The sequence below is a fragment of the Pigmentiphaga sp. GD03639 genome, from assembly GCF_029845405.1.
In the GTDB taxonomy this organism is placed as follows: domain Bacteria; phylum Pseudomonadota; class Gammaproteobacteria; order Burkholderiales; family Burkholderiaceae_B; genus Pigmentiphaga; species Pigmentiphaga daeguensis.
The window spans coordinates 67,524-92,544 of the sequence record NZ_JAOCLR010000025.1 but is presented as its reverse complement, the minus strand read 5'-3'; the positions used below and the strand labels follow the sequence as shown (position 1 = coordinate 92,544).

Genomic DNA, 25,021 nt, shown 5'->3' with positions numbered 1-25,021 from the left:
TTCTCCAGCCCGGGCCAGGGTTCCACCCCGCACCTGAACATGGTCATCCTGATGCAGCAGGCCGGCATCGACATGCTGCACGTGCCCTACACCGGCATCCCGCCCGCGGTGATGGACGTGGCGGCCGGGCGCATCTCCAGCGTGTTCGCGTCCTACTCCGACCTGCTGCCGCACGTGCAGGCGGGCACCCTGCGCATTCTTGCCAGCACCGGTTCGACGCGCTCGCCCATCAGTCCCGACATTCCGACCATGAAGGAGTCGGGCTACGGCGGGTTCGAAGTGGTCGGCTTCGGCGGCCTGCTGGTGCCGGCCGGCACGCCCGCCGCGCTGACGGCGAAGATGGCCGCCTCGGTGCAGAAGGTGCTGGCGCGTCCCGAGATCCGCAGCCGCCTGCTGGAACTGGGCTTCGAGCCGGTGGACAGCAACCAGCAGGCCTTCGGGGCACTGGTGCGCGAGCAGAATGCATTCTGGGCGAAGGTGATCCAGGACGCCCACGTCAAGGTCGAATAGGAGTTCCTTCATGCAACCCGCACTTTCCCGCTCGTACCACCTGCGCTTCGTCGGCGACTGGGGCCAGGCGAACTTCCACCGCATCTGCTCCTGGCTGTGCGAGGAGTTCTGCAAGCGCGCCGGCCCGCGCAGCCGCGTGGCCATATGGAGCATACGCGCCGGCGGTATCGAGGCCATCGACCTGGTGCAGGAAGGCGAGGTGGACCTGTGCCTGGTGACGCCGGCGATGCTGATGCCGGCCGCGCTGACGGGCCAGTCCATCTTCCAGGGACGCGCCGCGCCCAACCTGCGCTCGCTGGCGGTGCTGCCGCAGAACGACCGCATGGTGCTGGCGCTGCGCCCGGACCTGGGCATCCGTTCTTTCGAGGAACTGCGCAGCCGCCGGCCGGCCCTGCGCATCGCCACGTCGCGCAACGACGGGACCAACTTCATCGGCTATATAAGCCGCCTGTTCATGGCGGCCCACGGCATCGACGAGGCCACGCTGGCGGCCTGGGGCGGATCCTACGTCGAGGACACCAATCCTCGCGACAGCCTGGCGCGCATGGAGGCGGGAGAGGTGGACGGCGTGCTGCAGGAAGCGATCATGACGCCGTGGTGGGCGCGGATCGTCGAGTCCGGACTGGCGGTGCCGCTGTCCGCGGAACCTTCCGCCCTGGCCCGGCTGCGCGCCGATCACGGCTTCCCGGCCAACGCGCTGCCCGCAGGCTACTGGAAGAATCTCGAGACGCCGGTGGAGGCCCTGGACTTCTCGGACTTCCTGGTGCTGGTGCGCGACGACATGGACGAGGAGGTGGCGCATCTGCTGACCTGGTGCCTGGTGGAGACGCGCGAGGCCATCGAGCGCCAGTACCGCCACCTGCCGCCGCAGCGCAGTCCGCTGTCCTATCCCATCGATCCCGCCAGGATGGCCCGGCCGTCCATCGCGCTGCATGCGGGCGCGCAACGCTATTACCGCGAGGCGGGGCTGCTGGCCTGAGCCGCTCGTTCCCGCCCGCCCCGAAGGAGACCGCCGTGCCCGAAGTCCTTGAATACCTGGAGGCATTTCCTTTCGACGCGCCGCCCCGCGTGCTGCGCCGTCGCGAGGAACTGCTGCTGGCCGAACCCCTGCCGGGCGGCGGCCGCCCTCCCCGCGCGTACCCGCCCGTCGAGGCGGTGCATTTTCCCCCCGGGTACGTGGACCAGCCCTTCGTGCCCCCGCGCGGGGTCTACGAAAGCGCGGCCATGCGGATAGAGTGGCAGACGATGAATGCCCGCCAGCCTTTCTACCACCGCAACTGCGGCGTGGACGAGATCTCGTTCCAGGTGTGCGGCGACCGCACCATCATGACGGAACTGGGCAGCGTGGACGTGGCGCCGGGCGAGTTCGCCCGGCTGCCCGACGGCGTGGCCCACGACAACTACGGCCGCCGCGACATCCACCTGCTGTTCTACGTGCCAGGTCCGGTCGAGCGCCTGGGCGCGGTGGACCGTCGCTCCGAGGCCAGGATCCCGCCGTTTCCGGGTTGGTCGCCCGCGCCCCTGAACGAGCTCGTCACCGAAGGCGTGGCCGGCCCGGGCCAGGACGTGGCGCTGTCTCCCATCGACGAACGGCTGCTGCTGTCCCATGCCGATGAAACACAGGAGCGGCTGGAGGTCCTGCGCATCGGATCGGGCAGCGAATGGCTGTATCGCGGCCCCACGGCCATGATCGGAACCACGGCCGCCGCCTCGACCGGACACGTCTATCGCCGGCTGCGCAACGCCGAGGAGATCCAGTATCAGGTCTCGGGTACGCGTACGCTGGTGACCCAGCGGGGCGTGCTGCGCCTGGCGCCCGGGGACTTCGTCCGCATTCCCCGCGCCGTGGCCTTCGCCAGCATCCACGCGGAGCCCAGCACGCATCTGTCGCTGGTCTCGACCCAACCCATCCCGCAGGTGGCGCAAGGCGCCCGCCAGGCCGAGCGAATGACGCCGTCGGAAATCGACGCGCTGCGCCCTGGAAAACCGACTTGACACACAAGGACAGCAATATGAGCGACATGCTTGCCGCGCGCGCCCACCAGGGCGCGACCGAATTGCGGCTGGAGCGGGTGCCGGTGCCCGAGCCCGGCGCACGGGACGTGCTGATCAAGGTCGCGTCCGCCGGCATCGCGCCCGGCATGATGAAGCTGCTCGAGCGCGGCCGCTTCAAGCACCTGCCGTCCACGCCCGGCCACGAGATCGCCGGCGTGGTCGTCGCGGCGGGACGCGAGGCCGACGCCTCGCTGGTCGGCCGGCGGGTGCGGGTGCATCCCATGCTGTCCTGCGGCGACTGCGTCTATTGCCGCACCGACCGCCAGCAACTGTGCGCGGAGACCGCCATGATCGGGCACGCCGCGTTCGGCACCGGCAAGCTGGAGCTCTACGCGCGCTATCACGACGGCGGCCTGGCCGAGTATGCGCGCGCCCCGGACTGGCTGGTCGACCCCCTGCCCGACAACGTCGGCTTCGACGTCGGCGCCAAGGTGCACGACCTGGCCAATGCCGTGCGCGCGCTCAAGTGCGCGGCCATTCCCGAGCCGGGGCGCCTGGTCATCACCGCGGCCACCGGCACCATGGGAACGGCCAGCATCCTGCTGGCGCGGTTCTACGGCGCGCGCAGCCTGGTGCTGGTGGCGCGGTCGCGCGAACGCCTGGAGGCGCTGCGGCCGCTGGCGGGCGACCTGCCCGTGGAGCTGGTCGCGCTGGACGAACTGGCGCCCGACTGGGCCGAGAGCCAGGGCCTGACCCGCCGGCTGCGGGAGGTGCTGCCGGGAGGCGCGGATGCCGTGCTGGACTATTTCCCGGGCGGCCCGGGCACGATGCAGGCACTGCGCGCGCTGGCGCTGGGCGGCACGCTGGTGCACATGGGCGGCAACGCCGTGCCGCTGTCGCTGACGGTGGCCGAAGCCATGCAGATGTGCTGGACGATCGTCGGCACCCGGGCCTGCACGCGATCGGATACCGACGCCGTGCTGGAACTGCTGGCATCGGGCCGGCTGAACGCCGATGCGCTGATCACCCATCATTTCCCGCTGGCCGAGGTGAACCGGGCCCTGCGGGTCATGCTCGATCGCAGCGAACCGATCTGGATGGCCGTGGTGCACCCGGGGCAGGGCTGAACAGGCCCCTAGGCGAATGCCTCGCTGAAGAAGTCGATGAAGGTCCGCACCTTGGGCGCCATGAATTTGCGGCTGGTATAGGCGGCGTACAGGGTCACCGAAGGGGGCCGGTACTGCGGCAGCAGGCGCACCAGCGCGCCGCTGTCCAGGTCGTCGGCGATCAGCCATTCCGGCAGGTAGCCGGGTCCGATGCCCGCCAACAGGCTGTGTCGCGCCAGGGACGAGTCGTCCGTCTTCAGCGCCGTGGGCACGCGCAGCGTCGAGGGTCCCCCGGGTCCCAGCAGGGGGATTTCCTCGGATCGCTTGATGTAGGCGGGCAGGACGGCCGGACGGTCGGCCAGCCGGGCGGGCGACTCGAAGGGGCCGTGCCGTTCCACGTAGTCGCGCGAGGCCGCCAGCACGAAGCGGACCTCGCACAGCGGCCGCACGATCAGCGATGGCGCGTTCTGCGTGGTGGTGGCGCGCAGGGCCAGGTCGAAGCCTTCCTCGGCCAGGTCCACCTTGTAGTTGCTCAGGCGCAGGTCGATGACCACGCGCGGGTAGCGTTCGCGGTAGCACGCCAGCATGCCGGCGAAGCGGCCGTTGGCGCACCAGACCGGCGCGGTGATCTTCAACTGGCCGCGCGGCTCGGCATGGCTGTCCTGCAGGGTGGCCTCGGCGTTGTCCAGCAGGTCCAGCGCTTCGCAGCACTGCTCGAAGTAGACCTGCCCCGCCTCGGTCGGGCTGACGTGCCGGCTGGTGCGGTTGAGCAGGCGGGCGCCCAGGCTGCGTTCCAGGTGGGCCAGGTGCTTGCTGGCCATGGCCGGCGAAATCCCCAGTTGTCCGGCCGCCCGCGCGAAGCTGCCCGCCTCGACCACGAGGCGGAACACCTTCATGCTGACCAGCGTGTCCAAGCGTTCAGGCCTTGCCGCGCGACGCGTCGATGCTGAAGGCGCCCGCGCCGGCCACGGCGAAGAACAGGAACACGAAGCAGTACAGCACCGCCGGCTCGCCGCCGTTCTGCAGCGGGCTCAGGAAGGCCTTGGGCGCATGCGCCATGAAGTAGGCCACGGCCATGAAGCCGCACAGGATGAACGCCACCGGCCGGGTGAACAGGCCCAGGATCATCAGCAGGCCGCCGCCAATCTCCAGCACGCCGGCCAGGCCCATCAGCGAGAACAGCTGGATGCCTTGCATGCCCAGCGACGGGATGTCGAAGAACTTGGCCGTGCCGTGCTGCAGGAACACGTAGGCGATGACGATGCGCATGACGGCTTGCGCGCGGGGGGCCCAGACGGTGAGGGTGTCGTTGGTGGAGGTCTGCATTGGCTATTTTCCTTCAAGAGTGACACGCGGGTGAAAAAGACTGTGTCCAGGACCACGGCGCCCGAAGGGCGTAGGGGGTGGGTTTCCCTACCCGAACCGGGTAGCCGAGACGATGACGTTCATGACTTCATCCTGGAAAATGCGGCTGCCGGGGTCGTCGCGGGCCGCGCCCGCCGCCACCATCAACGGTAGCAGGTGATCGGGCCGGGGCTGCGAGACGCGCGCGTCGGGCGCCGAGGTCCAGTTCGCCAAGGCCTGTTCGCGCGCCTCGCGCGGCAGCGCCACGGTCTCGGCCAGCCAGTCGTCGAAGCGCTGCGAGGCCGGCTTGAACGCCGGCGCGAAGCCCCGCATGTTGTGGAAGCTCATGCCGCTGCCCACGATCAGCACGCCTTCGTCGCGCAGCGGCGCCAGCGCGCGGCCCGCCGCCAAATGGGCCTCGGGGTCCAGGCCGGTCTTCATGGACAACTGGACGACAGGAATGTCGGCGTCGGGAAAGATCAGCTTGAACGGCACGAACACGCCGTGGTCCAGCCCCCGCTCGGTGTTCGAGCCCGAAGCGATACCCGCCTGCCCCAGCAGCTCGCGCACGCGGCCGGCCAGCGCGGGCGAACCCGGCGCCGGGTATTGCAGCCGGTAGGTGTGCTCGGGAAAGCCGTAGTAATCGAACAGCAGGGGCGGGTTGGGACTGGCGTTGACGGTGAAGTCGTCCTCTTCCCAGTGGCCCGAGATCACCAGCACCGCGTCGGGACGGGCGCCCGCCGACGCGGCGAGTCCTTTCAGGAAGGCGGCCATGCGGTCCCACATGTGGGGATCGCCGGGCCATTCCATGAAGAAGCAGGGGCCGCCTCCATGGGGGATGAAGAACGTGGGCAGACGGTGGGCGCTCGAGGCGGACATGGCAGCTCCTGTGGCGTGGCCTTTGTCGGCAATATAGGCGCGTACTGTCAGGCAATCAATCGTGCAAAACGGAAGAGTTCGTTTCCTGTCCGTTGATGATCCACGGTGCGGGATGAGGCGATTCCAGGCGCCAGGATTTACTCCTGTTCCGCCTGGTGGCGCAGTCCGGCGGCTTCCTCGCGGACCGCCCGCAGGAAAAATTCCAACGCGGGCGACGGCGCCACGTCCGAGCGTAGCACGACCCCCACCGAAGGCAAGGCCCACGACGGCCGGAAGTTCAAGATGGTCAATATCCCCAGCCGCGCATAGTGCCGCGCGACGCCGCGGGGCATGGCGGCCAGCACGTCGGTGTTGCGCAGCAGGACCTCGTTGGCCAGCAGCGAGACGGATTCGGCCAGCGGCACGCCCAGCGTCAGGCCCTGTTCGGCGAAATAGGCATCGATGCGCTGGCGCAGCGGCGCGTCGGGCGGGGGCAGGATCCACGCCTGCCGCGCCAGCGTGGCGGGCGTCACGCGGTTCGAGCGCGCCAGCGGATGCCCCACCCGCGCGACGACGTAGATGGGTTCGTCGTACAGCACTTCGGTGCGGAACATGGCCTGCGAGGCGCCCTGCATCAGGCGCCCGATGATGCAGTCCAGCTCGCCCCGCGCCAACGCCGCCAGCAGCAGGTCGTTGGTGCCTTCCTGGATCATCACGGTGATGCCCGCGTGGGCCGCGTGCATGCGCGCCAGCGCGCGCGGCACCAGCACCGGGAGCACCACCTGCAGCACGCCGGCGCGCACCCGGCCGGTGGCGCCCCGGGTCAGCGCCTCGATTTCGTTGCGGGCCCCGTCCAGGTCCGCCAGCAGCACGCCGGCCTTCTGCACCAGCGTCTCGCCATACGGCGTGGGCGAGATGCCGCGGCGCGAGCGCACGAACAGCGGCACGCCGAAGGCTTCTTCCAGTTCCACCAGCAGCTTGCTGGCCGCGGGCTGGGTCATGCCCAGGCGCGCGGCGGCCTTGTGCACGCTGCCGGTGGCGTGCAGCGCCTCGAGCAGGTCCAGGTGGCGCAGCCGCAGCCTGGAACGTATCTGACGGACGGTGGGGATACGGTAGGCGGTGTCCAAAGAGTGATTCCTATTGGTTTTCACTTGATTCTAAGAATTTATGCATTGGTAGTCACTGCGTGCCTACACTGGGCCCGTTTTCCCCCTACCCGCGAGACCCCGATGAAGATCACGATGCTGGGCACCGGCGCCGCCTTGCCCGACCCCGACCGAGGCCAGTCGGCCATCCTCCTGACGCTGGACGACCACCGGCACTACCTGTTCGACTGCGGCGAAGGCGCCACGCGGCAGATGGTGCGCGCCAACGTGGACCCGGCCACGGTGGGATTCGTCTTCCTGACCCACCTGCACCACGACCACATCTGCGACTATCCCTACTTCGTCATCTCCAGCTGGATGCTGAACAAGACCGGCGCGCCGCTGGTGCTGGGCCCCAAGGGCACCCGGCATTTCGTCGACCACCTGTTCGAGCACGGCGCGTTCCAGGCCGATTTCCGCGCCCGCAGCGCCTACCCCGTGCGCCAGCAGAACATCGAGGCGGCGCGGCCCGAGGTGCGCGAGGTCCAGCCCGGCGTGGTGTTCGAGGACGACAAGGTGAAGATCTCGGTGGACTGGGTCGAGCACATCCCGCGCGACATCTGCGAATGTTTCGGGGTGCGCGTCGAGGCCGAGGGCAAGGTCATTGCCTTCAGCGGCGACACGGCGCCTTGCGAGGCCATGGTGCGGCTGGCCCAGGACGCCGACCTGCTGATCCACGAGTGCACCTTCCCCGAGTCCTTCATCGCCCACCGCGCCAAGACCGGCGTGGGGACCTATGCCCACACGAGTCCCACGGACCTGGGCAAGATCGCCCGCCGGGCCAACGTGAAGAGCCTGGTGGCCACGCATTTTGGCCATTTCGATTCCACCAGCCCGGTGCTCCGGCGCGCCGCCGCCAAGCACCTGCCGGTGGAGCTGATGGGGCCGCACCTGATGGACGAGATCGTGGCCGACATACGCAAGAACTACGACGGTCCGCTGCGCCTGGCGCACGACCTGATGCGCATCGACCTGTAGCGCCACGCCGCCGCGCCGGCGGCAGATCCGGCGCATCGCTTGAAGGAGGGCATGCCGTGACCGATACCGTTAGCCGCCGCGCCGCGCTGTTCGCCGCCGGCCTCCTCTGTTGCCTTGCCGCCGGCGCACGAGCCGGCTATCCCGACCGGCCCATACGCGTCGTGCTGCCCTACGCGCCGGGAGCGGCGGGCGACATCGCCATCCGCCAGGTGCAGCCGCTGCTGGAGAAGCGGCTGGGCCAGCCCCTGGTCATCGACTACCGCACCGGCGCGGGCGGCAACATCGGCGTGCAGGACGTGGTGCGCGCCAAGCCCGACGGCTACACGCTGGTGCTGGGCGCGACCAACAACTTCGTCATCAACCAGTACCTGTATCGCAAGCTGGGTTTCGATCCGCTGGAGGACCTGGCGATGGTGGGCAAGCTGGCCGACGTGCCGGCCTTCATCTACATCAGCGCCGCGGTGCCGGCGCAGGACTACGCCGCCTTCGCGCAGTACGCCAGGCAGCATGCGGGCAAGCTGAACTACGGTTCCCCGGGGGCCGGGACCACGCCCCACCTGTCGGCCTACATGCTGAGCGAGGCGATGCACGCCAGCATGACCCACATTCCGTACCGCGGGTCGTCGCTGGGCGTGCAGGCCCTGCTGGCCAACGAGATCCAGCTCTACATAGGCGGCTACAGCATCGCCGCCTCGTACATGCCGCAGGGCCGCGTGCGCGCGCTGGCCGTCGCCTCACCCACCCGCTATCCGGGCCTGAAGGAGGTGCCCACCGCGGCCGAGGCCGGCATGCCCGATGTCGTGCTCAGCAACTGGTGGGGACTGGCGGCGCCCAAGGGCACCGATCCGGCCGTCATCGCCGTCCTGTCGCAGGCGCTGAACGAGGTGCTGGCCATGCCCCAGGTGCGCGAGTCCTATGCCCAGGGCGGTTTCGTGCCGGGCAAGGGCTCGCCCGCCGAGTTCGAGGCCGCGCTGCGCAGCGAAGCGCGTCGCTGGCAGGACATCGTGCGCAAGTCCGGCGTGATGCTGGACAACTGACGATGGCGCACGGCACGCCCCTGCTGTTGCTGCACGGCTTCGGCGCTTCGTCGGCCATCTGGCGGCCGACCGTGGCGGCGCTGGCGGACCGCCGCTGCGTGGCCTTCGACTGGCCGGGGTTCGGTGCGCGCGGCGGCGAGCCGCCCTGCCTCGATCTCGCGGGCTTCGCCGCCGAGGCCTTGCGGCAGGCCGATGCGCACGGGCTCGCGCGTTTCGACGCGCTGGGCCATTCGATGGCCGGCTTCGTCGTGCAGGAACTGCTGCGCACGCATCCGCAGCGCGTGCGCCGCGCGGTCCTGTACGGCGCGGGGCTGCGCATCGATCCGCGCCGGCGCTTCGAGCCGGCCGAGCGCACCATCGCCCGGCTGCGCGAGGACGGCGTGGCGTCCTGCGTGCGCCGCGTGACGGCGACGTGGTTCGCGCGCGGGGAGGACGACCCGCGTCATGCGGCTTGCGTCGAAGACGGGGCGCGCATGTCGGAGCAGGCGGGCAGCGCGGCGATCGAGGCCATGCAGCGTGCCGATTTCACCGGGCGGCTCGATGGCGTGACGGCGCGGGTGCTGGTCGTTCTGGGCGAGCACGATCATTCGCATCCGCCCGACGCCGCGCTGGCGCTGCGCCAGGCCATTCCAGGCGCCAGCCTGTGCGTACTGCCGGGCTGCGGCCACGCCGCGCATCTGGAGCGCGAGGACTGGTTCAACGCCGTCGTCGCGGATTTCCTGGATCAACCCTGACCGAATGGCCGTCTATTGGTCGAAGAAGGCGCTCGGCGCCACGCCGAACTGCCGCTTGAACATGGTCGAGAACGCGCTGGGGCTGGCATAGCCCAGCTCCAGCGACACATCCAGGATCTTCGCCCCTTCGGCCAGGCGCTCCAGCGCCTCCAGCAGCCGGGCCTGCTGGCGCCACTGGCCGAAGGTCATGCCGGTCTCGCGCACGAAAAGACGGTGCACGGTCTTGGCGTCCACGCCCAGCCGGGCCGCCCAGCCCTGGGCGGTGGTCTTGTCGTCGGGAGCGGCGACGATGGCTTCGCACACCGCCTGCAGGCGCGGGTCTGCGGGCCGGGGCAGGCGCAGCGGCAGCGTGGGCAGTTGCCGCAGTTCATCCAGCAGCAGCCGCATTACCCGGCCGTCGCGGGTATCTTCGTCGTAGGGGCCCTGGATGTCGATCGCCGCCAGGATCAGTTCGCGCAGCAGCGGCGAGATCGCCATGACTGAGCAGTGGGGCGGCAATTGCCGGGCGGCTTCCGCGTGGATGTAGGCGGTGCGCATCCGCACCGCGCCCACCATGCGCAACTCGTGGCGCACGGCGGGCGGCATCCATAGGGCCCGGGTGGGCGGCACCACCCACCGGCCCATCTCGGTATGCGCGACCACCACGCCGTACAGGGCGTAGACCAGTTGACCCGAAGGGTGCTGGTGCGGCCCGGTGCGGTAGTCCGGCGGGAAGTCCTTGGCCATGGCCGTGACCGGCCGCTCGCGGCGGTCGTAGTCGTGGTAGTCGGGAAAAAGGGAGCTTTTGTCCATTTCTAGAAGGCGTGTGCCTTATTTTCGCAAGACAGGCGCAATCTGGACAGGTACGCTTACGAAAATACGTAAAAACCCTGAGCCCATCGGGCATCTCCAGAGACTCCATGCAAAGCGTCAACCCTGCCCAAGTTCCGCCCGCCCAGGCTGAACGCACCGGTTTCAAGATACTGGGCGCGATCAGCTTCTCGCACTTCCTGAACGACATGCTGCAGTCGCTGATTCTGGCGGTGTATCCGCTGTTGAAAAGCGAGTTTTCGCTGTCGTTCACCCAGATCGGCCTGATCACGCTGCTCTACCAGTTGACCGCCTCGCTGCTGCAGCCGCTGGTCGGCCTGTACACCGACCGCAATCCCAAGCCCTATTCGCTGCCCATGGGCATGGCGTGCAGCATGGCCGGCATCGTGCTGCTGGCCTTCGCGCCCAACTACGCCATGCTGCTGGTGGCCGCGGCGCTGCTGGGCACCGGATCGTCCATCTTCCATCCCGAATCCTCGCGCGTCGCGCGCCTGGTGTCGGGCGGCCGCCACGGCCTGGCGCAGTCCATTTTCCAGGTGGGCGGCAACGCCGGCAGCGCCATGGGACCGCTGCTGGCCGCCTGGTTCATCATTCCGCGCGGCCAGGACAGCCTGGCGTGGTTCGCGCTGGCCGCGCTGCTGGCCATGGTCGTGCTTTATCAGGTGGGTGCCTGGTACAAGCGGCAGCACCTGTCCGGCCCGCGCAAGGCCCGGCCGGCGGCGCCCGCGCCCACGCTCAGCCGCGGGACCGTCACGGGCTCGATGGCCATCCTGCTCACGCTGCTGTTCTCCAAGTATTTCTACATGGCCAGCTTCACGAGCTACTACACCTTCTACCTGATGCACCGCTTCGACGTGTCGGTGCAGGCCGCGCAGATGCACCTGTTCGCCTTCCTGATCGCGGTGGCCCTGGGCACGATACTGGGCGGCCCCATCGGCGACCGCATCGGCCGCAAGAAGGTGATCTGGGGCTCCATCCTGGGCGTGGCGCCGTTTGCGCTCGTGCTGCCCTATGTGGGACTGGCATGGACCGGCGTCCTGAGCTTCGTCATCGGCCTGATCCTGGCGTCGGCCTTCTCCGCGATCCTGGTGTTCGCCCAGGAGCTGATGCCGGGCAAGGTAGGCACCGTCTCGGGCCTGTTCTTCGGCTTCGCCTTCGGCATGGGCGGCCTGGGTGCCGCGGTGCTGGGCAAGGTGGCCGACGTGACCAGCATCGAATACGTCTACCACCTGTGCTCGTTCCTGCCGCTGCTGGGTCTCTTGACCGCCTTCCTGCCGGATCTCGGCCGGCCGCGTGCCAAGCCGGTCCTGGCCAAGGCCTGACGGGGGCGTTCCGGGGGCCGCGGGCTCCCGGTGCACGACATGCCATCCCATAGTGCTACCCTGGTGGCGACACGCACGACACTCCTGCCAGGGTTACATGAAAAGTCTTCTGCTTGCCTTCGCCTGCGCGACCGCGCTGAATGGTTGCGGCGTGGTGGCCGCGCCTTGCCGCATCGCCTCCGCCGGTCTCAAGATCGTCCCCGTGGTGGGTGATATCGCCGCCGCGCCCACCGACGCCTGCGCCGCGGTGATCGACTGATGGACGCGCGCAAGGCACTCGTCCTGTTCTCCGGTGGCCAGGACTCCACCACCTGCCTGGCCTGGGCGCTCGACCGCTACGCCAGGGTCGAGACCGTGGGCTTCGACTACGGCCAGCGCCATCGCGTGGAACTCGATGCCCGCCGCAACGTGCTGCGCGAGATCCACGCCCGCTTCCCGTCCTGGTCGCCCCGGCTGGGCGAGGACCACGCCATCGACCTGTCGGTGCTGGGCGCCCTGAGCGACACCGCGCTCACGCGCGATACCGAGATCAGGCTGACCGATGCCGGACTGCCCAATACCTTCGTGCCAGGACGCAACCTGGTCTTCCTGACCATGGCCGCGGCGCTGGCCTATCGCCGCGGGCTGGAGGTCGTGGTCGGCGGCATGTGCGAAACCGATTTCTCCGGCTATCCCGATTGCCGCGACGATACCGTCAAGGCCTTGCAGGTCGCGGTGTCGCTGGGCATGGGGCAGCGGTTCACCTTCGAGACGCCGCTGATGTGGCTGGACAAGGCCCGGACCTGGCAACTGGCCCAGGACCTGGGCGGCGACGCGCTGGTCGAGGTCGTGGCCGAGCACAGCCATACCTGCTACCTGGGCGATCGCAGCAAGAGATTCGACTGGGGCTACGGATGCGGGACTTGCCCTGCCTGTGAACTGCGGGCGGCGGGGTATGGACGCTGGCGGCAGGAGTCGAGCGGCGTGTAGCGTCGCCTAGTCGCCGAACACTTCGGCCAGCGTCGCGGCATCCAGTACGCTGACGGACCAGGTTTCCAAGTCGGCGTCCGACGCGTCGCGCAGGCGCTGGATCGTGGCATCGGGCAGGGGGCCGAAGCGGCGGGCCAGGAGGCGTTCGAGCAGGGCGGATTCGCCTTGCCGGCGACCTTGGGCACGCGACCCAGGCCGACAGCGCCGCCGGCAGGCACCCCAGGCGCTCCGCCTTGGTTAGCTCGATTATATGCAGTTGGAGTTCCTTGGAAGACCCCTCTACCCTAGCCCCCGTCCCGTGCTCCCGGACGATCGGTGGCCACCGATCGTCCATGAGGAATTGCGCGTATTCGCGAGTATTACTTCGGCAGGACCACGTTGCGCGGCTTGCCCGCGACGAACGCTTCCAGGTTGTCCACCAGTTGATCGGCCAGCGTCTGCATGGCTTCCTGGCTGGCCCAGGCCACGTGCGGGGTCAGGATGAAATTGGGTTGCCTGACGTGCAGCAGCGGATTGGCGTCGGCGGGCGGTTCGCCGTCGGCCACGTCGAAGCCGGCGCCGGCGATGGTGCCGGCGCGCAGGGCCTCGGCCAGCGCCGCTTCGTCCACCAGCCCGCCGCGGGCGGTGTTGATGAGCAGCGCGGTGGGTTTCATGGATGCCAGTTCGGCGCGGCCGATCATGTTGCGCGTGGCGGCGCTGAGCGGCAGGTGCAGCGTGACGACGTCCGAGGTGCGCAGCAGCTCCGGCAGGGGCAGGTTCACGATGCCCGGCTCGTCCACCGGCGAGCGGCTGGCGACGCAGATCTCCATGCCGAAGGCGCGGCCCAGCGCGGCCACCGACCGGCCCAGCGCGCCGTAGCCGACGATGCCCAGCCGGCTGCCGGACAGGTCGCGTATGGGATAGTCGAGGAAGCAGAACTGCTGCGACCGCTGCCACTTGCCGGCTTCGACGTCGGCGGCATAGGCGCGCAGGTTGCGGCGCAACGCCAGGATGAGCGCGAAGGTATGCTCGGGCAGCGAGGCGGTGGCGTAGTTGCGGATGTTCGACACGACGATGCCGCGTTCCTGGCAGGCGGCCAGGTCGATGATGTCCGTGCCCGTCGCCGCCACGGCGATCATCTTCAGCGCGGGCAACTGGTCCAGCTCGGCGCGGCGCAGCGGCACCTTGTTGGTGACGGCGATGGACGCATCCTTCAATCGCGCCACGACCTCATCGCGGGAAGTGATCTCGTGATCGACCCAGGCGTGGGAGAAGGCGGGCGGCCGGATGGTGGCCTGCAGGCTGGCCCGGTCCAGGAAGACGATCTTGTGCGTGAACGACGACATGAGAAGCCCTCTATGGATGGATCCCCCCCTACGCGCTTCGCGCGTCCCCCAAGGGGCGGCACTGGCGGACCGCTGGAGCCGGATCCGCTGTGCCCCGGATGGGTATCCAGCAGGTGATGATCCGCTCGCCGCCAGAGCGGAAGGCAAATTGCCGTTCCGCTCCTGCGCCAGCGTGTGGGAAGACTACTTCAGCAGCGACTGGCGATAGGCGTCGATGTCGCCGATGGGACGGCGCGCGACGCCCGAATCCATCGCGGCCAGTGCGACGGCGGACGCGACTTCGCTGATCAGGCGGGGATCGAACGGCGTGGGAATGAAGTAGTCGGGGCCGAATTCCAGCTTGTGGTTGGGATAGGCCTTGGCGACTTCGGGCGGGATGGGCTGCTGCGCGAGATTGGCGATGGCGTTCACGCAGGCGAGCTTCATCTCGTCGGTGATGCGCATGGCGTCCACGTCCAGCGCACCGCGGAACAGGAAGGGGAAGCAGAGGACGTTGTTGACCTGGTTCGGGTAGTCCGAACGACCCGTCGCGATCAGGCAGTCCGAGCGGACGGCGCGGGCCACTTCCGGACGGATCTCGGGTTCGGGATTGGCCAGCGCCAGGATCAGGGGGCGCAGCGCCATGGTCGAGACCATCTCCGGGGTCAGCAGTCCGGCGGCGGAGCATCCCAGGAAGACGTCGGCGTCCTTGACCGCATCGGCCAGCGTGCGCGCGGTGCTGGTGGTGGCATAGCGCGACTTGTTGAACTCCATGGACGCGTCGCGGCCTTCGTAGACCACGCCCTTGGAGTCCACCAGCAGGATGTTTTCCTTCTTCAGCCCCTGGCGCACCAGCAGGTCCAGGCAGGCGATGGCCGCGGCGCCGGCGCCCGAGCAGACCAGCTTGACCTGGTCCAGCGACTTCTCGGCCAGCTTCAGGCCATTGACGATGCCGGCGGAGGCGACGATGGCCGTGCCGTGCTGGTCGTCGTGGAAGACCGGGATCGACATGCGCTCGGTCAGCCGGCGCTCGATGTAGAAGCACTCGGGCGCCTTGATGTCCTCGAGATTGATGCCGCCGAACGTGGGCTCCATCATCGCGATGGCGTCGACCAGCTTGTCGGGATCCGTCTCGGCCAGCTCGATGTCGAAGACGTTGATGCCTGCGAACTTCTGGAACAGGCAGGCCTTGCCTTCCATGACCGGCTTGGCGGCGTACGGCCCGATGTTGCCCAGGCCGAGCACGGCGGTGCCGTTCGAGATGACCGCCACCAGGTTCGAGCGCGACGTGTAGTAGCGCGTGGCCTGCTGGTCGTTGGCGATGGCTTCGCACGCGGCGGCGACACCCGGCGAATAGGCCAGCGACAGGTCGTGCTGGTTGTCGAGCGGCTTGGTGGGGACGACGGAGATCTTTCCGGCGATGGGGAACTGATGATAGGCGAGCGCCTTATCGGTAAGCGAAGAATCCATTGTTTTATATATAGAACAGTAGCGGCACGTGAACGAACATTGTATGCCCGGTTGAGCACGGCACGGCGCTCGGCGTGGCCCGGAGGGCCGCGCGGGGCGGCGCATTCGCGACCGCGCGGGCAAGGCGCGGCAAGGGTCGATGCGCATCGCAACGATCATGCGACGCAGCATCGCACCGTATGGGCGTGGTATGGAGAAGAGGGTTTGCGCGCGCCATGACGCGCGCCGTTCGCGCACGCGCCGGAGGATGCTGCGTTACAACAACAAGCGCGGCCGATACGCCGATACCGGGCCGCGTCTGGCGGCCCGGACGATAGTTGCGGGGAGGCAACTAGGATCGGGCCAGGCGCCTTACAGCGCGCGGAGCATGCGTGTCAGCCTCACCTTGTAGGCGGCGCGGATGTGTTCCCGCGTGATGCGCTCGGCAAGATCGGGATCGCGCTGTTCCAGCGCCGCCACCATTTCCTGGTGCTCGCGCGAACTGACGTCGGCACGCTCGGGTATGGCCAGCGTGGTGGGGCCCAGCAGCGCCATCGACTCCTGCAGCGAATTGAGCGTCTTCAGCAGATAGCGGTTGTGGGCGCAGCGGTACAGCGTCTCATGGAAGAAGCGATTGTTGATCGCGAGCTGTTCGTGCTGGCCGACCAGTTGTGCGTCGCGGTCGGCGATCTCCCTCAGGGCCGAGATCTCCACGTCGGAAGCATGGCGCGCGGCCAGCCGCGCGGCCGTGCCTTCCAGCACCTCGCGCATGACATACAGTTCGTTGACCATGCTCTGGTCGAGCTCGGTCACGATGAGCCCGCGTCCGGACTCGTTTGCCACCAGCCCCTCGCTTTCCAGGCGGCTCAGGGCCTCGCGTACGGGCGTGCGGCTCAGGCCCAGCAATTCGGCCAGCTCGATCTCGCGCAGGCGCGTGCCGGGAGCGAGTTCGCCGGTGCGGATGGCGGTGCGCACATACTGGTAGGCCTGCTCGCCGCGCGAGCACGAGGTCTGTCCCAGGTTCTTCGCGCTGGGCACGGCGGGCGCCGCTTTCTTTCTGGGCATGGACGGCGGAATGGCGGGTGGCAAAGCAAGGATCATAACCAAGTCCGTGCCTTGCTCCCGCGTGCCGCCCTGGTTCAAGGCGAGGCTGTCGCCGCCTTGGAAGGCTTGAGCAGCTTGCTCCAGCGCGTGATTTCCTCGCGCACGAAACGGCCGAATTCCTCCGGGGACGACACGCGTACCTCGCCGTCGATGACGTCGAATCGCTTGGCGACCTCCGGGTCCGCGAGACTGGTGCGCAGCGCGCCGTTGATCTTGTCGATGATGGGCTTGGGCGTGCCGGCTGGCGCGAACATGCCCCACCACACCACGGCCTCGAAATCCTTGACGCCCTGTTCGGCGATGGTCTTGACGTCGGGCGCCGACTGCAGGCGCCGCAGTCCGCTGGTGGCCAGGAGCTTGGCCCGCTTGCTGTCCAGGTGGGGCTTGATCTGCGACAGGCCGGTGAACGCCAGATCCACGTGGCCGCTGGCGACGTCGAGCATGGCCGGACCGGCGCCGCGATACGGCACGTCCAGGATGTTGGCGTGGGTGGCGGCCTTGAAGAGTTCGGTGGCCATGTGCGAGGCGGATCCCTCGCCCGAGGTGGCGATGGTCAGCTTGCCCGGTTGCCTGGCAGCCAGTTCCAGCAACTGTGGGATGTCGTTGGCGGGCAGGTTGGCGCGCGCGGCCAGTCCCATCGCGTAGGTGATGACCAGGCCGATGGGCGCGAAATCGTCGGGCGTCCGGTAGGGCAGCTTGGGCAGCAGCGTGGGGTTGGTGGCGAAGCTGGGGCTGACGATCAGCAGCGTATAGCCGTCGGGTTCGGCCTTGGCCACCGCCTCGGTGCCCGTCACGGTATTGCCGCCGCCGCGGTTGTCGATGATGACGGGCTGCTTGAGGGTGGCCGACAGCTTCTCGGCGAAGGCACGGGCGATGAAATCGCCGCCGCCGCCCGCGGCGAACGGCACCACGATGCGGACGGGTTTTTCGGGATAGTGGTCGGCCGGCGCGGCATGGCCGGGCAGGGCGAAAGCGGCCAGGCAGACCGCTGCGCCGAATGCGTGCTTCATGTCTCCTCCTGAGGGGCCGGATCCGGGCCCGTGGCGCCGCCGCAGGCGGTGGCCGGGCTCTTTCGGTATTCGTTTGAATACAATTGTGCACGCACGTATCCAGGAAGTAAACTGGCAAGGTCGAATCCTGTTCCGAGCCGCTCGACCATGCAAAGTCCGCTCGAAGTCCTGAACCGCTATCGCCCCCACGACGGAACCCTGCACGACGCCTTCCTGAGCCGGTGCGCCGAGCAAGCGTCCCGGCCTTTCCTGATCCAGGACGGCGAATGCTGGACCTGGGCCGAGTTCGGCCGGCGCTACGAACGCCTGGCGCGGGCGCTGGCCGCGCGGGGAATCGGGCCCGGCGCCCGCGTGGCGGTGGCCGGGCGCAACGACAAGGCGCACGTGCTGGCGCTGTTCGCGCTGGCCCGGCTGGGCGCCACCATGGTGCCGGTCAATCCCGATTTCGGTCCGCGCGAGATGGACTATGCGCTGCGGCACGCGGAGGTGCAGGGCATCCTGGCCGAAACGCGCCTGCTCGACCTGGTGCGGCCGATCGCCGCCGGGTTCCAGGTCCCCCCCTGGCTGATGACCATGGACGGCCCGCAGGACGATGCCGGGTCGCTGGCCGCCGCGCTGGCACAGCCGGTGGGGCAGGCGCCGCTACCCGTCCCGGCGGCCACCGATACCTGCGTCATCATCTACACGTCCGGCACCACGGGATTTCCCAAGGGCGTCATGCACAGCCAGTACAACCTCGTGACCGCTGGCGAGGCCAACGTCGCGCGCGTGCACCTGCAGCCCGACGACAGGCTGATGATCATCCTGCCGTTCTTCCACATGAATGCGTTGTTCTACTCGGTGGGCGGCGCGCTGGCTTGCGGCGCGGCGATGATCCTGGTGCCGCGCTTTTCCGCCTCGACGTTCTGGCAGGTGGCGGCCGACAACGGCGCCACGGTGGTCAACATCATCGAGGCCATCGGCACCATCCTCGCCTCCCGCGACCGGCGTGAATACCGGCCCGATCACCGCCTGCGCGCGGTATACGGCGTGCGCAGGAAGTCGGCACCCGCATTCCGCGACGAATTCGGAGTGCCGCACCTGTTCTCGGGCTTCGGCATGACCGAGATTCCCGGCGTTACCTGCAATCCCTACGACGGGCCCGACAAGCCGGGCAGCATGGGCGTGGTGGCCGCGCATCCGGATCCGGCCCGGCCCTGGGCGCGATGCCGCGTGGTCGACGATGCCGGCCGGGACGTGGGCGTGGACGAGGTCGGCGAGCTCTGGGTGGCCACGCCCATCGTCATGCAGGGGTACTTCCGCGATCCCGAACAGACCCGCCAGGCCTTCGAAGGCGAGTGGCTCAAGACCGGCGACCTGGTGCGGTGCGATGCCGACGGCTTCTTCTTCCACGTCTCGCGCAAGAAGGACATCATCCGCCGCCGCGGCGAAAACATCGCCGCCGCCGAACTCGAAATGGTCATCAACGAGCACCCCGCCGTGTTCGAGGCGGCGGCCCTGGCCGTGCCGTCCGAACTGGGCGAGGACGAGATCCTGGTGGTGGTGGCGCCGCGCCCGGGCGCCACGCTGGCCGAAGCCGAGGTGGCCGAGTGGTGCCGCGGCCGGTTGGCCGCCATCAAGGTGCCGCGCTACGTGGCGCTGCTGCCCGAGCTGCCGCACACGCCCACGCACAAGATCGCCAAGAACCTGCTGCGCGACGATCCCGCCGTCAGGGAACGGATCGTGGACCTGCAGGCCTGAACCCATCCCCCGCCGTCGCGGGCACAATGCGAATCTGACATCGAAGGAGACACGACCCATGGCCAAGCGCAAGCAACTCAGGACCGACATCTGCTGGAGCACCGAAGACAAGATCACCATCAAGGGGCTGGACCTGTGCCAGGACATCATGGGCAAGGTGTCGCTGGGCGACATGGCCTTCCTGGAAATGATGGACCGCCTGCCCAATGAGCGCGAGTCACGCGTGTTCAACGCGCTGGCGGTGATCCTGGTCGAGCACGGGATGACGCCCAGCGCCATCGTGACCCGCATGACGCTGGCGGGTGCGCCCGAAGCCATGCAGGCCGCGGTGGCGGCCGGACTCAGCGGCCTGGGCAGCGTGTTCGTGGGCAGCATGGAGAATGCCGCCCGCATGCTGCAGGAGGCGTTGCCGGATCCGGCCCGGCCCGGGGACATCGCCGCCCTGGCGGTCCGCATCGTCGACGAACACGCGGCGCGCGCCCGCACGGTGCCGGGCATCGGCCACCACATCCACAAGCCGGTCGACCCGCGTGCCCCGCGCCTGTTCGAGATCGCCCGTGACAACGGCTTCGACGGACCCTACGTGGCGCTGATGCAGGCGGTGGCCGAGGCGGCGCAGTCGCGCCTGGGCAAGAGCCTGCCGGTCAACGCCACCGGCGCCATCGCCGCGGTGGCCAGCGAACTGGGCATTCCCTGGCGCGTGGTCCGGGGCATAGGCGTCATGTCGCGGGCCATCGGGCTGGTGGCGCACGTGCTGGAAGAATTGCGCGAGCCGATGGCGCGCGAGATCAAGGCCATGGTCGAGGAGGAAGCCACCGCGCACCTGCGCTGATGTCTATCCGCCGCTTCCGGGTCCGCCTCGCGGGGCGGACTTTTTTTCGTCCGTAACCCGGCTGTCATCTGGGTCTTTTAACCTCGCGCTCGGTCAAGCTGACAAGCAGCTTAATACCGTCTTTTCACACCACGAGGTTTGAATGTCCTACCTGACAGATAAATTGCGCGCTCCGTCTCGCGAGGCGCAGGGAGAAGTCACCGTCCCCGGCCAGATGTTCGACGAGATCGTCGCCGCCAACCCCGCTCGCCGCACGCTGCTCAGGAACAGCTTCGGCCTGTCTATCCTGTCGGTCTTCGGTGCCACGACGCTGGCCGCCTGTGGCAGCGACGGCGATTCCGCGCCCGCGCCGGGCGGCGGCGGAGGTGGCGGTGGTGGTGGCACCGATCCGGTCGGCCCCGACTACTCGGTGAAGTTCGAACGGCTGGCCGACAAGATCACGGCCGACACCGTGACCGTGCCCAAGGACTACCAGGTGCAGATCCTGTACTCGGCCGGCGACAAGTGCGAGACGGGTTCCGCCGGGTACGCCGGTACGCCCCAGTCGTGGCCGGACACCGAGACGCAGGCCGGCGGCCAGCACGACGGCATGCACTTCTATCCGCTGGACGGCGTCGACCCCAACAAGGGCGGCCTGCTGGCCATCAACCATGAAAGCACCGACAACGCCACGCTGAACCTGGCCGTGGAAGGCACCAAGACGCGTCTGTCGAACGTCGGCGTCTCGGTCGTCGAGGTCGCGCGCGGCGATGACGGCACGTGGGCGGTCAAGGCCAACTCCCGCTACAACAAGCGCTATACCGGCAACACCGTCTACAACGTCGGCGGCCCGGCCGCCTCGGCCGTCAGCAGCACCCGCAAGGTGGTGGGCACGCTGAACAACTGCGCCAGCGGCCCGACGCCCTGGGGCACGTACCTGACCTGCGAAGAGACGACGGACAACTACCTGGATCCCACGCAGGACGAGAAGGGCTACGGCTGGGTGGTCGAGATCGATCCCTACACGCCGACCTCGACCGCGGTCAAGCGCACCGCCATGGGCCGCTTCGACCACGAGAACACCGCGTACATGACGGACGAGGCCAACCGCGTCGCGTTCTACATGGGCGACGACGGCACGCCGGGCTGCATCTACAAGTTCATTCCCAGCAAGGCCTACGACCCCAAGAACCGCGCGGCCAACCTGAACCTGCTGGACGAAGGCACGCTGTACGCCGCCCGCTTCAACGACGACGGCACCGGCAACTGGGTCGAGCTGACGCACGGCAAGAACAACCTCACCCTGAACGCCATCGACCCGGGCAACTACACGCAGACCGCGCCGGACCAGCCGCCCACGCCCGTCATCGTCAATTTCGCCAGCCAGGCCGACGTGCTGATCAATACCAAGGTCGCCGCGCGCGTGGCCGGCGCCACGCTGATGGACCGTCCCGAGTGGATCACGGTGGGCGTGGACAAGACCGTCTATTGCACGCTGACCAACAACGGCAGCCGCAAGCGCACCAGCGCCGCCAATCCGCGCATCAGCAACTCGCACGGCCACATCGTGCGCTGGAAGGAACGCGGCGATTCGCCGCTGGCCACGACGTTCGAATGGGAACTGCTGCTGCTGGCCGGCCAGGACCCGGCGGACGGCGCCGCGGCCAACGTGACCGGCAACATCAAGGGCGACGAGTTTTCCAGCCCCGACGGCATCCGCGTCGATCCGCAGGGCCGCCTGTGGGTGCAGACCGATTCGGGCACGGGCTCGAACATCACCGACATCTTCGGCAACAACTCGATGTACTACATCGATCAGGAAACGGGCGAGTCCAAGCGCTTCCTGGTAGGCCCCAAGGGCTGCGAGATCACGGGCATCGCCTATACGCCCGACCTTGCGACCTTCTTCATCAACATCCAGCACCCGAACGGCGTGTGGAATACCAAGCGCGCCGGCGGCGGCGACGCGCGGTCCGCCACGATCGTGGTCAGCCGGAAGGACGGCAAGCCCGTGGGCGCCTGAACGACCAAGGAGGGGGCGTTGCCGCGGTACGGGCGCACCCCCATTTACAGCCCGGATGGCCTGGCCATCCGGGTTTTTTTTGGCATTTTCCTGCGTCCCGCGCCGATACGTGGTCCAGGCGGGGGGCGTGGGGAATTTCGCCCCCCCGGAGCCCCGGACGGGAGCAGGCGCTAGCCCTGCTTGTGCTTCTCGATCACCTTGCCGGCCAGGTGGAAGCCGGTGTTGGCCGCGGGTACGCCGGCATAGATGGCGGCCTGCACCAGGGTTTCCTCGATGACGGCGGGCTCGATGCCGGCGCGCAGTGCGGCGGCCACGTGCATCTCGAACTCTTCCCAGCGGCCCAGCGCCAGCATCATGGATAGCACGGCGATGCGCCGGGTGGTGTCCTCGAAGCGGCTGGAAGTCCAGACCTCGCCCCAGGCGTAGCGCGTGATGAAGGCCTGGAAGCGGCGGTTGAAGGGCGTGATCGCGGCGTTGCGGGCATCGACGTAGGCCGGGCTGAGCACCTGGCGACGGCGCGCCATGCCGTAATCGTAGCGGTCCTGCTCGGTCTCGACCGGCGGATCGGTCAGGAACTCGATCAGCGTGTCGCAGAACTGCAGCGGCACCTCGCTGGCCGCGATATGGGCGGCGGGCAGCATGCGGGCCGTGGCGCCCGGGATCCGGCCGGCGATGAATTCGCCTGCGGCCGGCGGCGTCGAGACATCGCGCTCGCCGGTGACGACCAGCGTGGGGACGGTGATGCGGTGCAGATCGTCGGCCACCTGCATGTCGCGGATGGCCGCGCAGCAGCCGGTGTAGCCGGTCGCCGACGTCTGCAGGAAGGTAGTGCGCACGCGCTGGTAGGGGATGCCGTTGCGTTCGACGTATTCCGGCGTGAAGAAGCGGCCCATGGCCATGTCGACGATGCTTTGCATGCCGTTGGCGCGCACGGTGTCGATGCGGGTCTGCCAGGCCTTGGGGTCCATCTGGCACGAGGTGTTGCACAACACCAGGCGGCGCAGGCGCCCCGGCTTGTTGATGCCGTACCACATGCCCACCATGCCGCCCAGCGAGACGCCGGCGTAGTCGAAGCTTTCGGCGCCGGCAGCCGTGGCGACGGCGTCCAGGTCGTTGCCCAGCTGCTCCAGCGTGTAGTCGCCGGCCGGCGCGTCCGAGGCGCCATGGCCGCGCGCATCGAAGCGGATCACGCGGAAATGGCGCATCAGGCGCGGCAGCACGTCGTCCCAGACCGCGAAGTCGGTGCCGATGGAATTGCCCAGCACCAGCGGCGGCAGGTTTTCGTCGCCGTCGCTGCGCCAGTAGATGCGGGCGTCGCCGCTGACAACGTGGGGCATGTTCTAGTCCTCCTGGATAAGGGTCTTCTGTTCCTGCCATTGGTACAGCACGGCGCTGCACATGGGCTGGCACGCGGCGATCTGCGGCTGCGGGCCGGCCAGGGTATCGATGTCCTGCGCGCCGAGCACGGCGGTGACTTCGGGAATCTGCTTGAGCAGTTCGGCCACCGGCGTGCGCTGCGAAATGGCCTGTTCGCACACCTGGCCGATGATGCGCTGCGCCTGCGCCGGGCCCAGCAGAGCCGACAACCGCAGCGAAATGCCTTCCGAATAGACGACGCCGTACAGGCGGTCGATGTTGGCCTGCATGGCCTGCGCATCGACGCGCACGCCCTCGGCGATGTCGACCGCCGCGGCGATGCTGCTGGCGGCAAGGCTGAACAGGTCGGCCAGCACCGGCAGCGAATTGGGCCAGGTGCCCAGGCCGCGTTCGTGCTCGGAAGCGAGCTCTCCGGCCAGGATGGATGCGAGCGCCGGGGCGCGATACGCGGCATCCATCAGGTACATGCTGGAGACGGGGTTGCGCTTGTGCGGCATGGCCGACGAGCCGCCGCGTCCTTCGCCGGTGGGTTCGAAGGCCTCGGCCACTTCGGCCTGCATGAGCAGGGAGATGTCGCGGCCGATCTTGCCCAGTGCGCCGCACAGGATGGCCAGCTCGCTGCCCAGCCGCGCCAGCCGGTCGCGTCCGCCCTGCCACGAGATGGCGGGCACGCGCAGGCCCAGCCGGTCGGCCAGCGCCCGCGCGACGCGCTGGCCTTCGCCGTAGTGGGTGGCCAGCGTGCCGTTGGCGCCGCCGAACTGCAGCGTGCAGGCTTCGTCGCCCGCGCGTTTCAGGGCCACGCTGCTGCGGCCCGCAGCGTCGAGCCAGCCGGCGACCTTCCAGCCGAAGGTGACGGGCGCGGCGGGCTGGATCAGCGTGCGGCCCAGCAGCGGCGTGCGCCGATGGGCCTCGACCTGCCCGGCCAGCGCATCGCCCAGCCGGACCAGCTCGGTCCGCAGCAGGTCCAGCGACTGCCGGACCAGCGTGACCATCGCGGTGTCGGCCAGGTCCTGGCTGGTCGAGCCGTAGTGCACGTACGCGGCGGCGCCTTCGTTGCGCCCGGCCACCGCGGCCTTGAGCATCTTGACCAGCGGGATGGCCAGGGTGCCGGCCACGCGGGCATCGGCCGCCAGCTTGCCGGCGTCGATCGAAAAGGACGAGCAGGTATCGATGATGGCTGCGGCTGCGTCGGCCGGGATGACGCCGCAGTCGCGCTGCGCGGCGGCCAGTTCGGACTCGAAGCGGATCATGGCGGCGATCACCGCCTGGTCGGTCCAGATGGCCCGGATGGCCGGGGTCGAGAAGAAGGCGTTGAGAGCGTCCATGGGGAAGGCCGTATCGGAGGGGCCGCGGCGGCGGCCGGACTGGGCATGACGATAGCATGGCGGGCCACGG

23 protein-coding genes and 1 pseudogene are annotated in these 25,021 nt (G+C 68.7%); 13 read left to right on the top strand and 11 right to left on the bottom strand.

Annotation, left to right across the window (positions count from 1 at the left end):
• From N5K27_RS22140 to N5K27_RS22125, 4 genes are all read left to right on the top strand, one after another.
• The coding region (locus N5K27_RS22140; RefSeq protein ID WP_279818877.1) for a tripartite tricarboxylate transporter substrate-binding protein at positions 1-510 on the top strand (510 nt) is incomplete at its 5' end.
• Between the two features lie 10 nt (positions 511-520).
• Positions 521-1,489 (top strand): TAXI family TRAP transporter solute-binding subunit, encoded by a 969-nt coding sequence (locus tag N5K27_RS22135; protein ID WP_087838976.1) that lies wholly within the window; start codon positions 521-523, stop codon positions 1,487-1,489.
• A 35-nt stretch (positions 1,490-1,524) separates the two neighbouring features.
• Complete coding sequence (locus tag N5K27_RS22130; protein ID WP_279818874.1) at positions 1,525-2,505, top strand: hypothetical protein; 981 nt, start codon at positions 1,525-1,527, stop codon at positions 2,503-2,505.
• A 17-nt stretch (positions 2,506-2,522) separates the two neighbouring features.
• Positions 2,523-3,632 carry an alcohol dehydrogenase catalytic domain-containing protein gene (locus N5K27_RS22125; RefSeq protein ID WP_132979672.1) on the top strand — a complete coding sequence of 370 codons (1,110 nt, stop codon included), beginning with the start codon at positions 2,523-2,525 and terminating at the stop codon, positions 3,630-3,632.
• A gap of 8 nt (positions 3,633-3,640) precedes the next feature.
• On the opposite strand, the gene N5K27_RS22120 is transcribed toward N5K27_RS22125, so the two are convergent.
• The 4 genes from N5K27_RS22120 to N5K27_RS22105 form a co-directional block, all read right to left on the bottom strand.
• Positions 3,641-4,525: a LysR family transcriptional regulator gene (locus N5K27_RS22120; protein ID WP_087838973.1), complete on the bottom strand. Its 885-nt coding sequence runs from the start codon at positions 4,523-4,525 to the stop codon at positions 3,641-3,643.
• A gap of 4 nt (positions 4,526-4,529) precedes the next feature.
• On the bottom strand, positions 4,530-4,937 hold the full coding sequence (locus tag N5K27_RS22115; RefSeq protein ID WP_132979673.1) for a DoxX family protein: 408 nt from the start codon (positions 4,935-4,937) through the stop codon (positions 4,530-4,532).
• Between the two features lie 87 nt (positions 4,938-5,024).
• Positions 5,025-5,834: a class III extradiol ring-cleavage dioxygenase gene (locus N5K27_RS22110; protein WP_279818869.1), complete on the bottom strand. Its 810-nt coding sequence runs from the start codon at positions 5,832-5,834 to the stop codon at positions 5,025-5,027.
• A 137-nt stretch (positions 5,835-5,971) separates the two neighbouring features.
• Positions 5,972-6,940 carry a LysR substrate-binding domain-containing protein gene (locus N5K27_RS22105; protein ID WP_087838970.1) on the bottom strand — a complete coding sequence of 323 codons (969 nt, stop codon included), beginning with the start codon at positions 6,938-6,940 and terminating at the stop codon, positions 5,972-5,974.
• 102 nt (positions 6,941-7,042) lie between these two features.
• On the opposite strand from N5K27_RS22105, the gene N5K27_RS22100 reads away from it, so the two are divergent.
• Genes N5K27_RS22100 through N5K27_RS22090 form a run of 3 tightly spaced genes read left to right on the top strand, consistent with a single transcriptional unit; the run spans position 7,043 to position 9,707 of the window.
• On the top strand, positions 7,043-7,936 hold the full coding sequence (locus N5K27_RS22100) for an MBL fold metallo-hydrolase (RefSeq protein ID WP_087838969.1): 894 nt from the start codon (positions 7,043-7,045) through the stop codon (positions 7,934-7,936).
• Positions 7,937-7,992: 56 nt separating this feature from the next.
• Positions 7,993-8,973: a tripartite tricarboxylate transporter substrate binding protein gene (locus N5K27_RS22095; protein WP_279818864.1), complete on the top strand. Its 981-nt coding sequence runs from the start codon at positions 7,993-7,995 to the stop codon at positions 8,971-8,973.
• 2 nt (positions 8,974-8,975) lie between these two features.
• The gene (locus N5K27_RS22090; protein WP_279818861.1) at positions 8,976-9,707 is read left to right on the top strand and encodes an alpha/beta fold hydrolase; all 732 of its coding nucleotides are present in this window, start codon (positions 8,976-8,978) and stop codon (positions 9,705-9,707) included.
• Between the two features lie 12 nt (positions 9,708-9,719).
• Here the strand turns inward: N5K27_RS22090 and N5K27_RS22085 are convergent, their stop codons facing one another.
• Entirely contained in the window at positions 9,720-10,499 is a 780-nt protein-coding gene (locus N5K27_RS22085; RefSeq protein WP_132979676.1) for a helix-turn-helix transcriptional regulator, read from the bottom strand.
• 107 nt (positions 10,500-10,606) lie between these two features.
• Between N5K27_RS22085 and N5K27_RS22080 the strand changes: the two genes are divergently transcribed.
• The 3 genes from N5K27_RS22080 to queC all read left to right on the top strand — a co-directional run bounded on the left by N5K27_RS22080 (position 10,607) and on the right by queC (position 12,808).
• Positions 10,607-11,839, top strand: coding sequence for an MFS transporter (locus tag N5K27_RS22080; RefSeq protein ID WP_087838966.1), 1,233 nt, complete (start codon positions 10,607-10,609; stop codon positions 11,837-11,839).
• Between the two features lie 97 nt (positions 11,840-11,936).
• Positions 11,937-12,098 (top strand): DUF6726 family protein, encoded by a 162-nt coding sequence (locus N5K27_RS22075; RefSeq protein WP_165963132.1) that lies wholly within the window; start codon positions 11,937-11,939, stop codon positions 12,096-12,098.
• A complete protein-coding gene (gene queC / locus N5K27_RS22070; protein WP_087838965.1) occupies positions 12,098-12,808 on the top strand; it encodes a 7-cyano-7-deazaguanine synthase QueC in 711 nt (236 codons plus the stop codon). The genes N5K27_RS22075 and queC overlap by 1 nt, the downstream gene beginning before the upstream one ends.
• A gap of 359 nt (positions 12,809-13,167) precedes the next feature.
• Here the strand turns inward: queC and N5K27_RS22065 are convergent, their stop codons facing one another.
• From N5K27_RS22065 to N5K27_RS22050, 4 genes and pseudogenes are all read right to left on the bottom strand, one after another.
• A complete protein-coding gene (locus N5K27_RS22065; protein ID WP_087838963.1) occupies positions 13,168-14,133 on the bottom strand; it encodes a D-2-hydroxyacid dehydrogenase in 966 nt (321 codons plus the stop codon).
• Between the two features lie 192 nt (positions 14,134-14,325).
• Positions 14,326-15,582, bottom strand: a pseudogene (locus tag N5K27_RS22060) (malic enzyme-like NAD(P)-binding protein); the annotation flags it as partial.
• A gap of 351 nt (positions 15,583-15,933) precedes the next feature.
• Positions 15,934-16,662: a GntR family transcriptional regulator gene (locus tag N5K27_RS22055; protein ID WP_243724499.1), complete on the bottom strand. Its 729-nt coding sequence runs from the start codon at positions 16,660-16,662 to the stop codon at positions 15,934-15,936.
• A gap of 38 nt (positions 16,663-16,700) precedes the next feature.
• The gene (locus N5K27_RS22050; protein ID WP_087838960.1) at positions 16,701-17,675 is read right to left on the bottom strand and encodes a tripartite tricarboxylate transporter substrate binding protein; all 975 of its coding nucleotides are present in this window, start codon (positions 17,673-17,675) and stop codon (positions 16,701-16,703) included.
• 147 nt (positions 17,676-17,822) lie between these two features.
• On the opposite strand from N5K27_RS22050, the gene N5K27_RS22045 reads away from it, so the two are divergent.
• The 3 genes from N5K27_RS22045 (at position 17,823) to N5K27_RS22035 (ending at position 22,249) form a co-directional block, all read left to right on the top strand.
• Positions 17,823-19,415, top strand: coding sequence for an AMP-binding protein (locus N5K27_RS22045; protein ID WP_279818849.1), 1,593 nt, complete (start codon positions 17,823-17,825; stop codon positions 19,413-19,415).
• Positions 19,416-19,473: 58 nt separating this feature from the next.
• On the top strand, positions 19,474-20,247 hold the full coding sequence (locus N5K27_RS22040) for a citryl-CoA lyase (RefSeq protein ID WP_279818846.1): 774 nt from the start codon (positions 19,474-19,476) through the stop codon (positions 20,245-20,247).
• A gap of 142 nt (positions 20,248-20,389) precedes the next feature.
• Positions 20,390-22,249, top strand: a complete 1,860-nt coding sequence (locus tag N5K27_RS22035; RefSeq protein WP_279818845.1) for a PhoX family phosphatase — start codon at positions 20,390-20,392, stop codon at positions 22,247-22,249.
• Positions 22,250-22,419: 170 nt separating this feature from the next.
• Here the strand turns inward: N5K27_RS22035 and pcaD are convergent, their stop codons facing one another.
• Positions 22,420-23,586 carry a 3-oxoadipate enol-lactonase gene (gene pcaD, locus N5K27_RS22030; protein WP_087838956.1) on the bottom strand — a complete coding sequence of 389 codons (1,167 nt, stop codon included), beginning with the start codon at positions 23,584-23,586 and terminating at the stop codon, positions 22,420-22,422.
• A gap of 3 nt (positions 23,587-23,589) precedes the next feature.
• Complete coding sequence (pcaB, locus tag N5K27_RS22025) at positions 23,590-24,951, bottom strand: 3-carboxy-cis,cis-muconate cycloisomerase (RefSeq protein ID WP_279818842.1); 1,362 nt, start codon at positions 24,949-24,951, stop codon at positions 23,590-23,592.
• Positions 24,952-25,021 lie beyond the last annotated feature (70 nt).

What these genes read in the sequence shown, in the direction of transcription:
- N5K27_RS22135 (WP_087838976.1), top strand. Translation starts at nt 521, where the DNA reads ATGCAACCCGCACTTTCCCGCTCGTACCACCTGCGCTTCGTCGGCGAC.
- N5K27_RS22125 (WP_132979672.1), top strand. Translation starts at nt 2,523, where the DNA reads ATGAGCGACATGCTTGCCGCGCGCGCCCACCAGGGCGCGACCGAATTG.
- N5K27_RS22115 (WP_132979673.1), bottom strand. Translation starts at nt 4,937, where the DNA reads ATGCAGACCTCCACCAACGACACCCTCACCGTCTGGGCCCCCCGCGCG.
- N5K27_RS22110 (WP_279818869.1), bottom strand. Translation starts at nt 5,834, where the DNA reads ATGTCCGCCTCGAGCGCCCACCGTCTGCCCACGTTCTTCATCCCCCAT.
- N5K27_RS22100 (WP_087838969.1), top strand. Translation starts at nt 7,043, where the DNA reads ATGAAGATCACGATGCTGGGCACCGGCGCCGCCTTGCCCGACCCCGAC.
- N5K27_RS22090 (WP_279818861.1), top strand. Translation starts at nt 8,976, where the DNA reads ATGGCGCACGGCACGCCCCTGCTGTTGCTGCACGGCTTCGGCGCTTCG.
- N5K27_RS22085 (WP_132979676.1), bottom strand. Translation starts at nt 10,499, where the DNA reads ATGGACAAAAGCTCCCTTTTTCCCGACTACCACGACTACGACCGCCGC.
- N5K27_RS22080 (WP_087838966.1), top strand. Translation starts at nt 10,607, where the DNA reads ATGCAAAGCGTCAACCCTGCCCAAGTTCCGCCCGCCCAGGCTGAACGC.
- N5K27_RS22075 (WP_165963132.1), top strand. Translation starts at nt 11,937, where the DNA reads ATGAAAAGTCTTCTGCTTGCCTTCGCCTGCGCGACCGCGCTGAATGGT.
- queC (WP_087838965.1), top strand. Translation starts at nt 12,098, where the DNA reads ATGGACGCGCGCAAGGCACTCGTCCTGTTCTCCGGTGGCCAGGACTCC.
- N5K27_RS22065 (WP_087838963.1), bottom strand. Translation starts at nt 14,133, where the DNA reads ATGTCGTCGTTCACGCACAAGATCGTCTTCCTGGACCGGGCCAGCCTG.
- N5K27_RS22055 (WP_243724499.1), bottom strand. Translation starts at nt 16,662, where the DNA reads ATGATCCTTGCTTTGCCACCCGCCATTCCGCCGTCCATGCCCAGAAAG.
- N5K27_RS22050 (WP_087838960.1), bottom strand. Translation starts at nt 17,675, where the DNA reads ATGAAGCACGCATTCGGCGCAGCGGTCTGCCTGGCCGCTTTCGCCCTG.
- N5K27_RS22045 (WP_279818849.1), top strand. Translation starts at nt 17,823, where the DNA reads ATGCAAAGTCCGCTCGAAGTCCTGAACCGCTATCGCCCCCACGACGGA.
- N5K27_RS22040 (WP_279818846.1), top strand. Translation starts at nt 19,474, where the DNA reads ATGGCCAAGCGCAAGCAACTCAGGACCGACATCTGCTGGAGCACCGAA.
- N5K27_RS22035 (WP_279818845.1), top strand. Translation starts at nt 20,390, where the DNA reads ATGTCCTACCTGACAGATAAATTGCGCGCTCCGTCTCGCGAGGCGCAG.
- pcaD (WP_087838956.1), bottom strand. Translation starts at nt 23,586, where the DNA reads ATGCCCCACGTTGTCAGCGGCGACGCCCGCATCTACTGGCGCAGCGAC.
- pcaB (WP_279818842.1), bottom strand. Translation starts at nt 24,951, where the DNA reads ATGGACGCTCTCAACGCCTTCTTCTCGACCCCGGCCATCCGGGCCATC.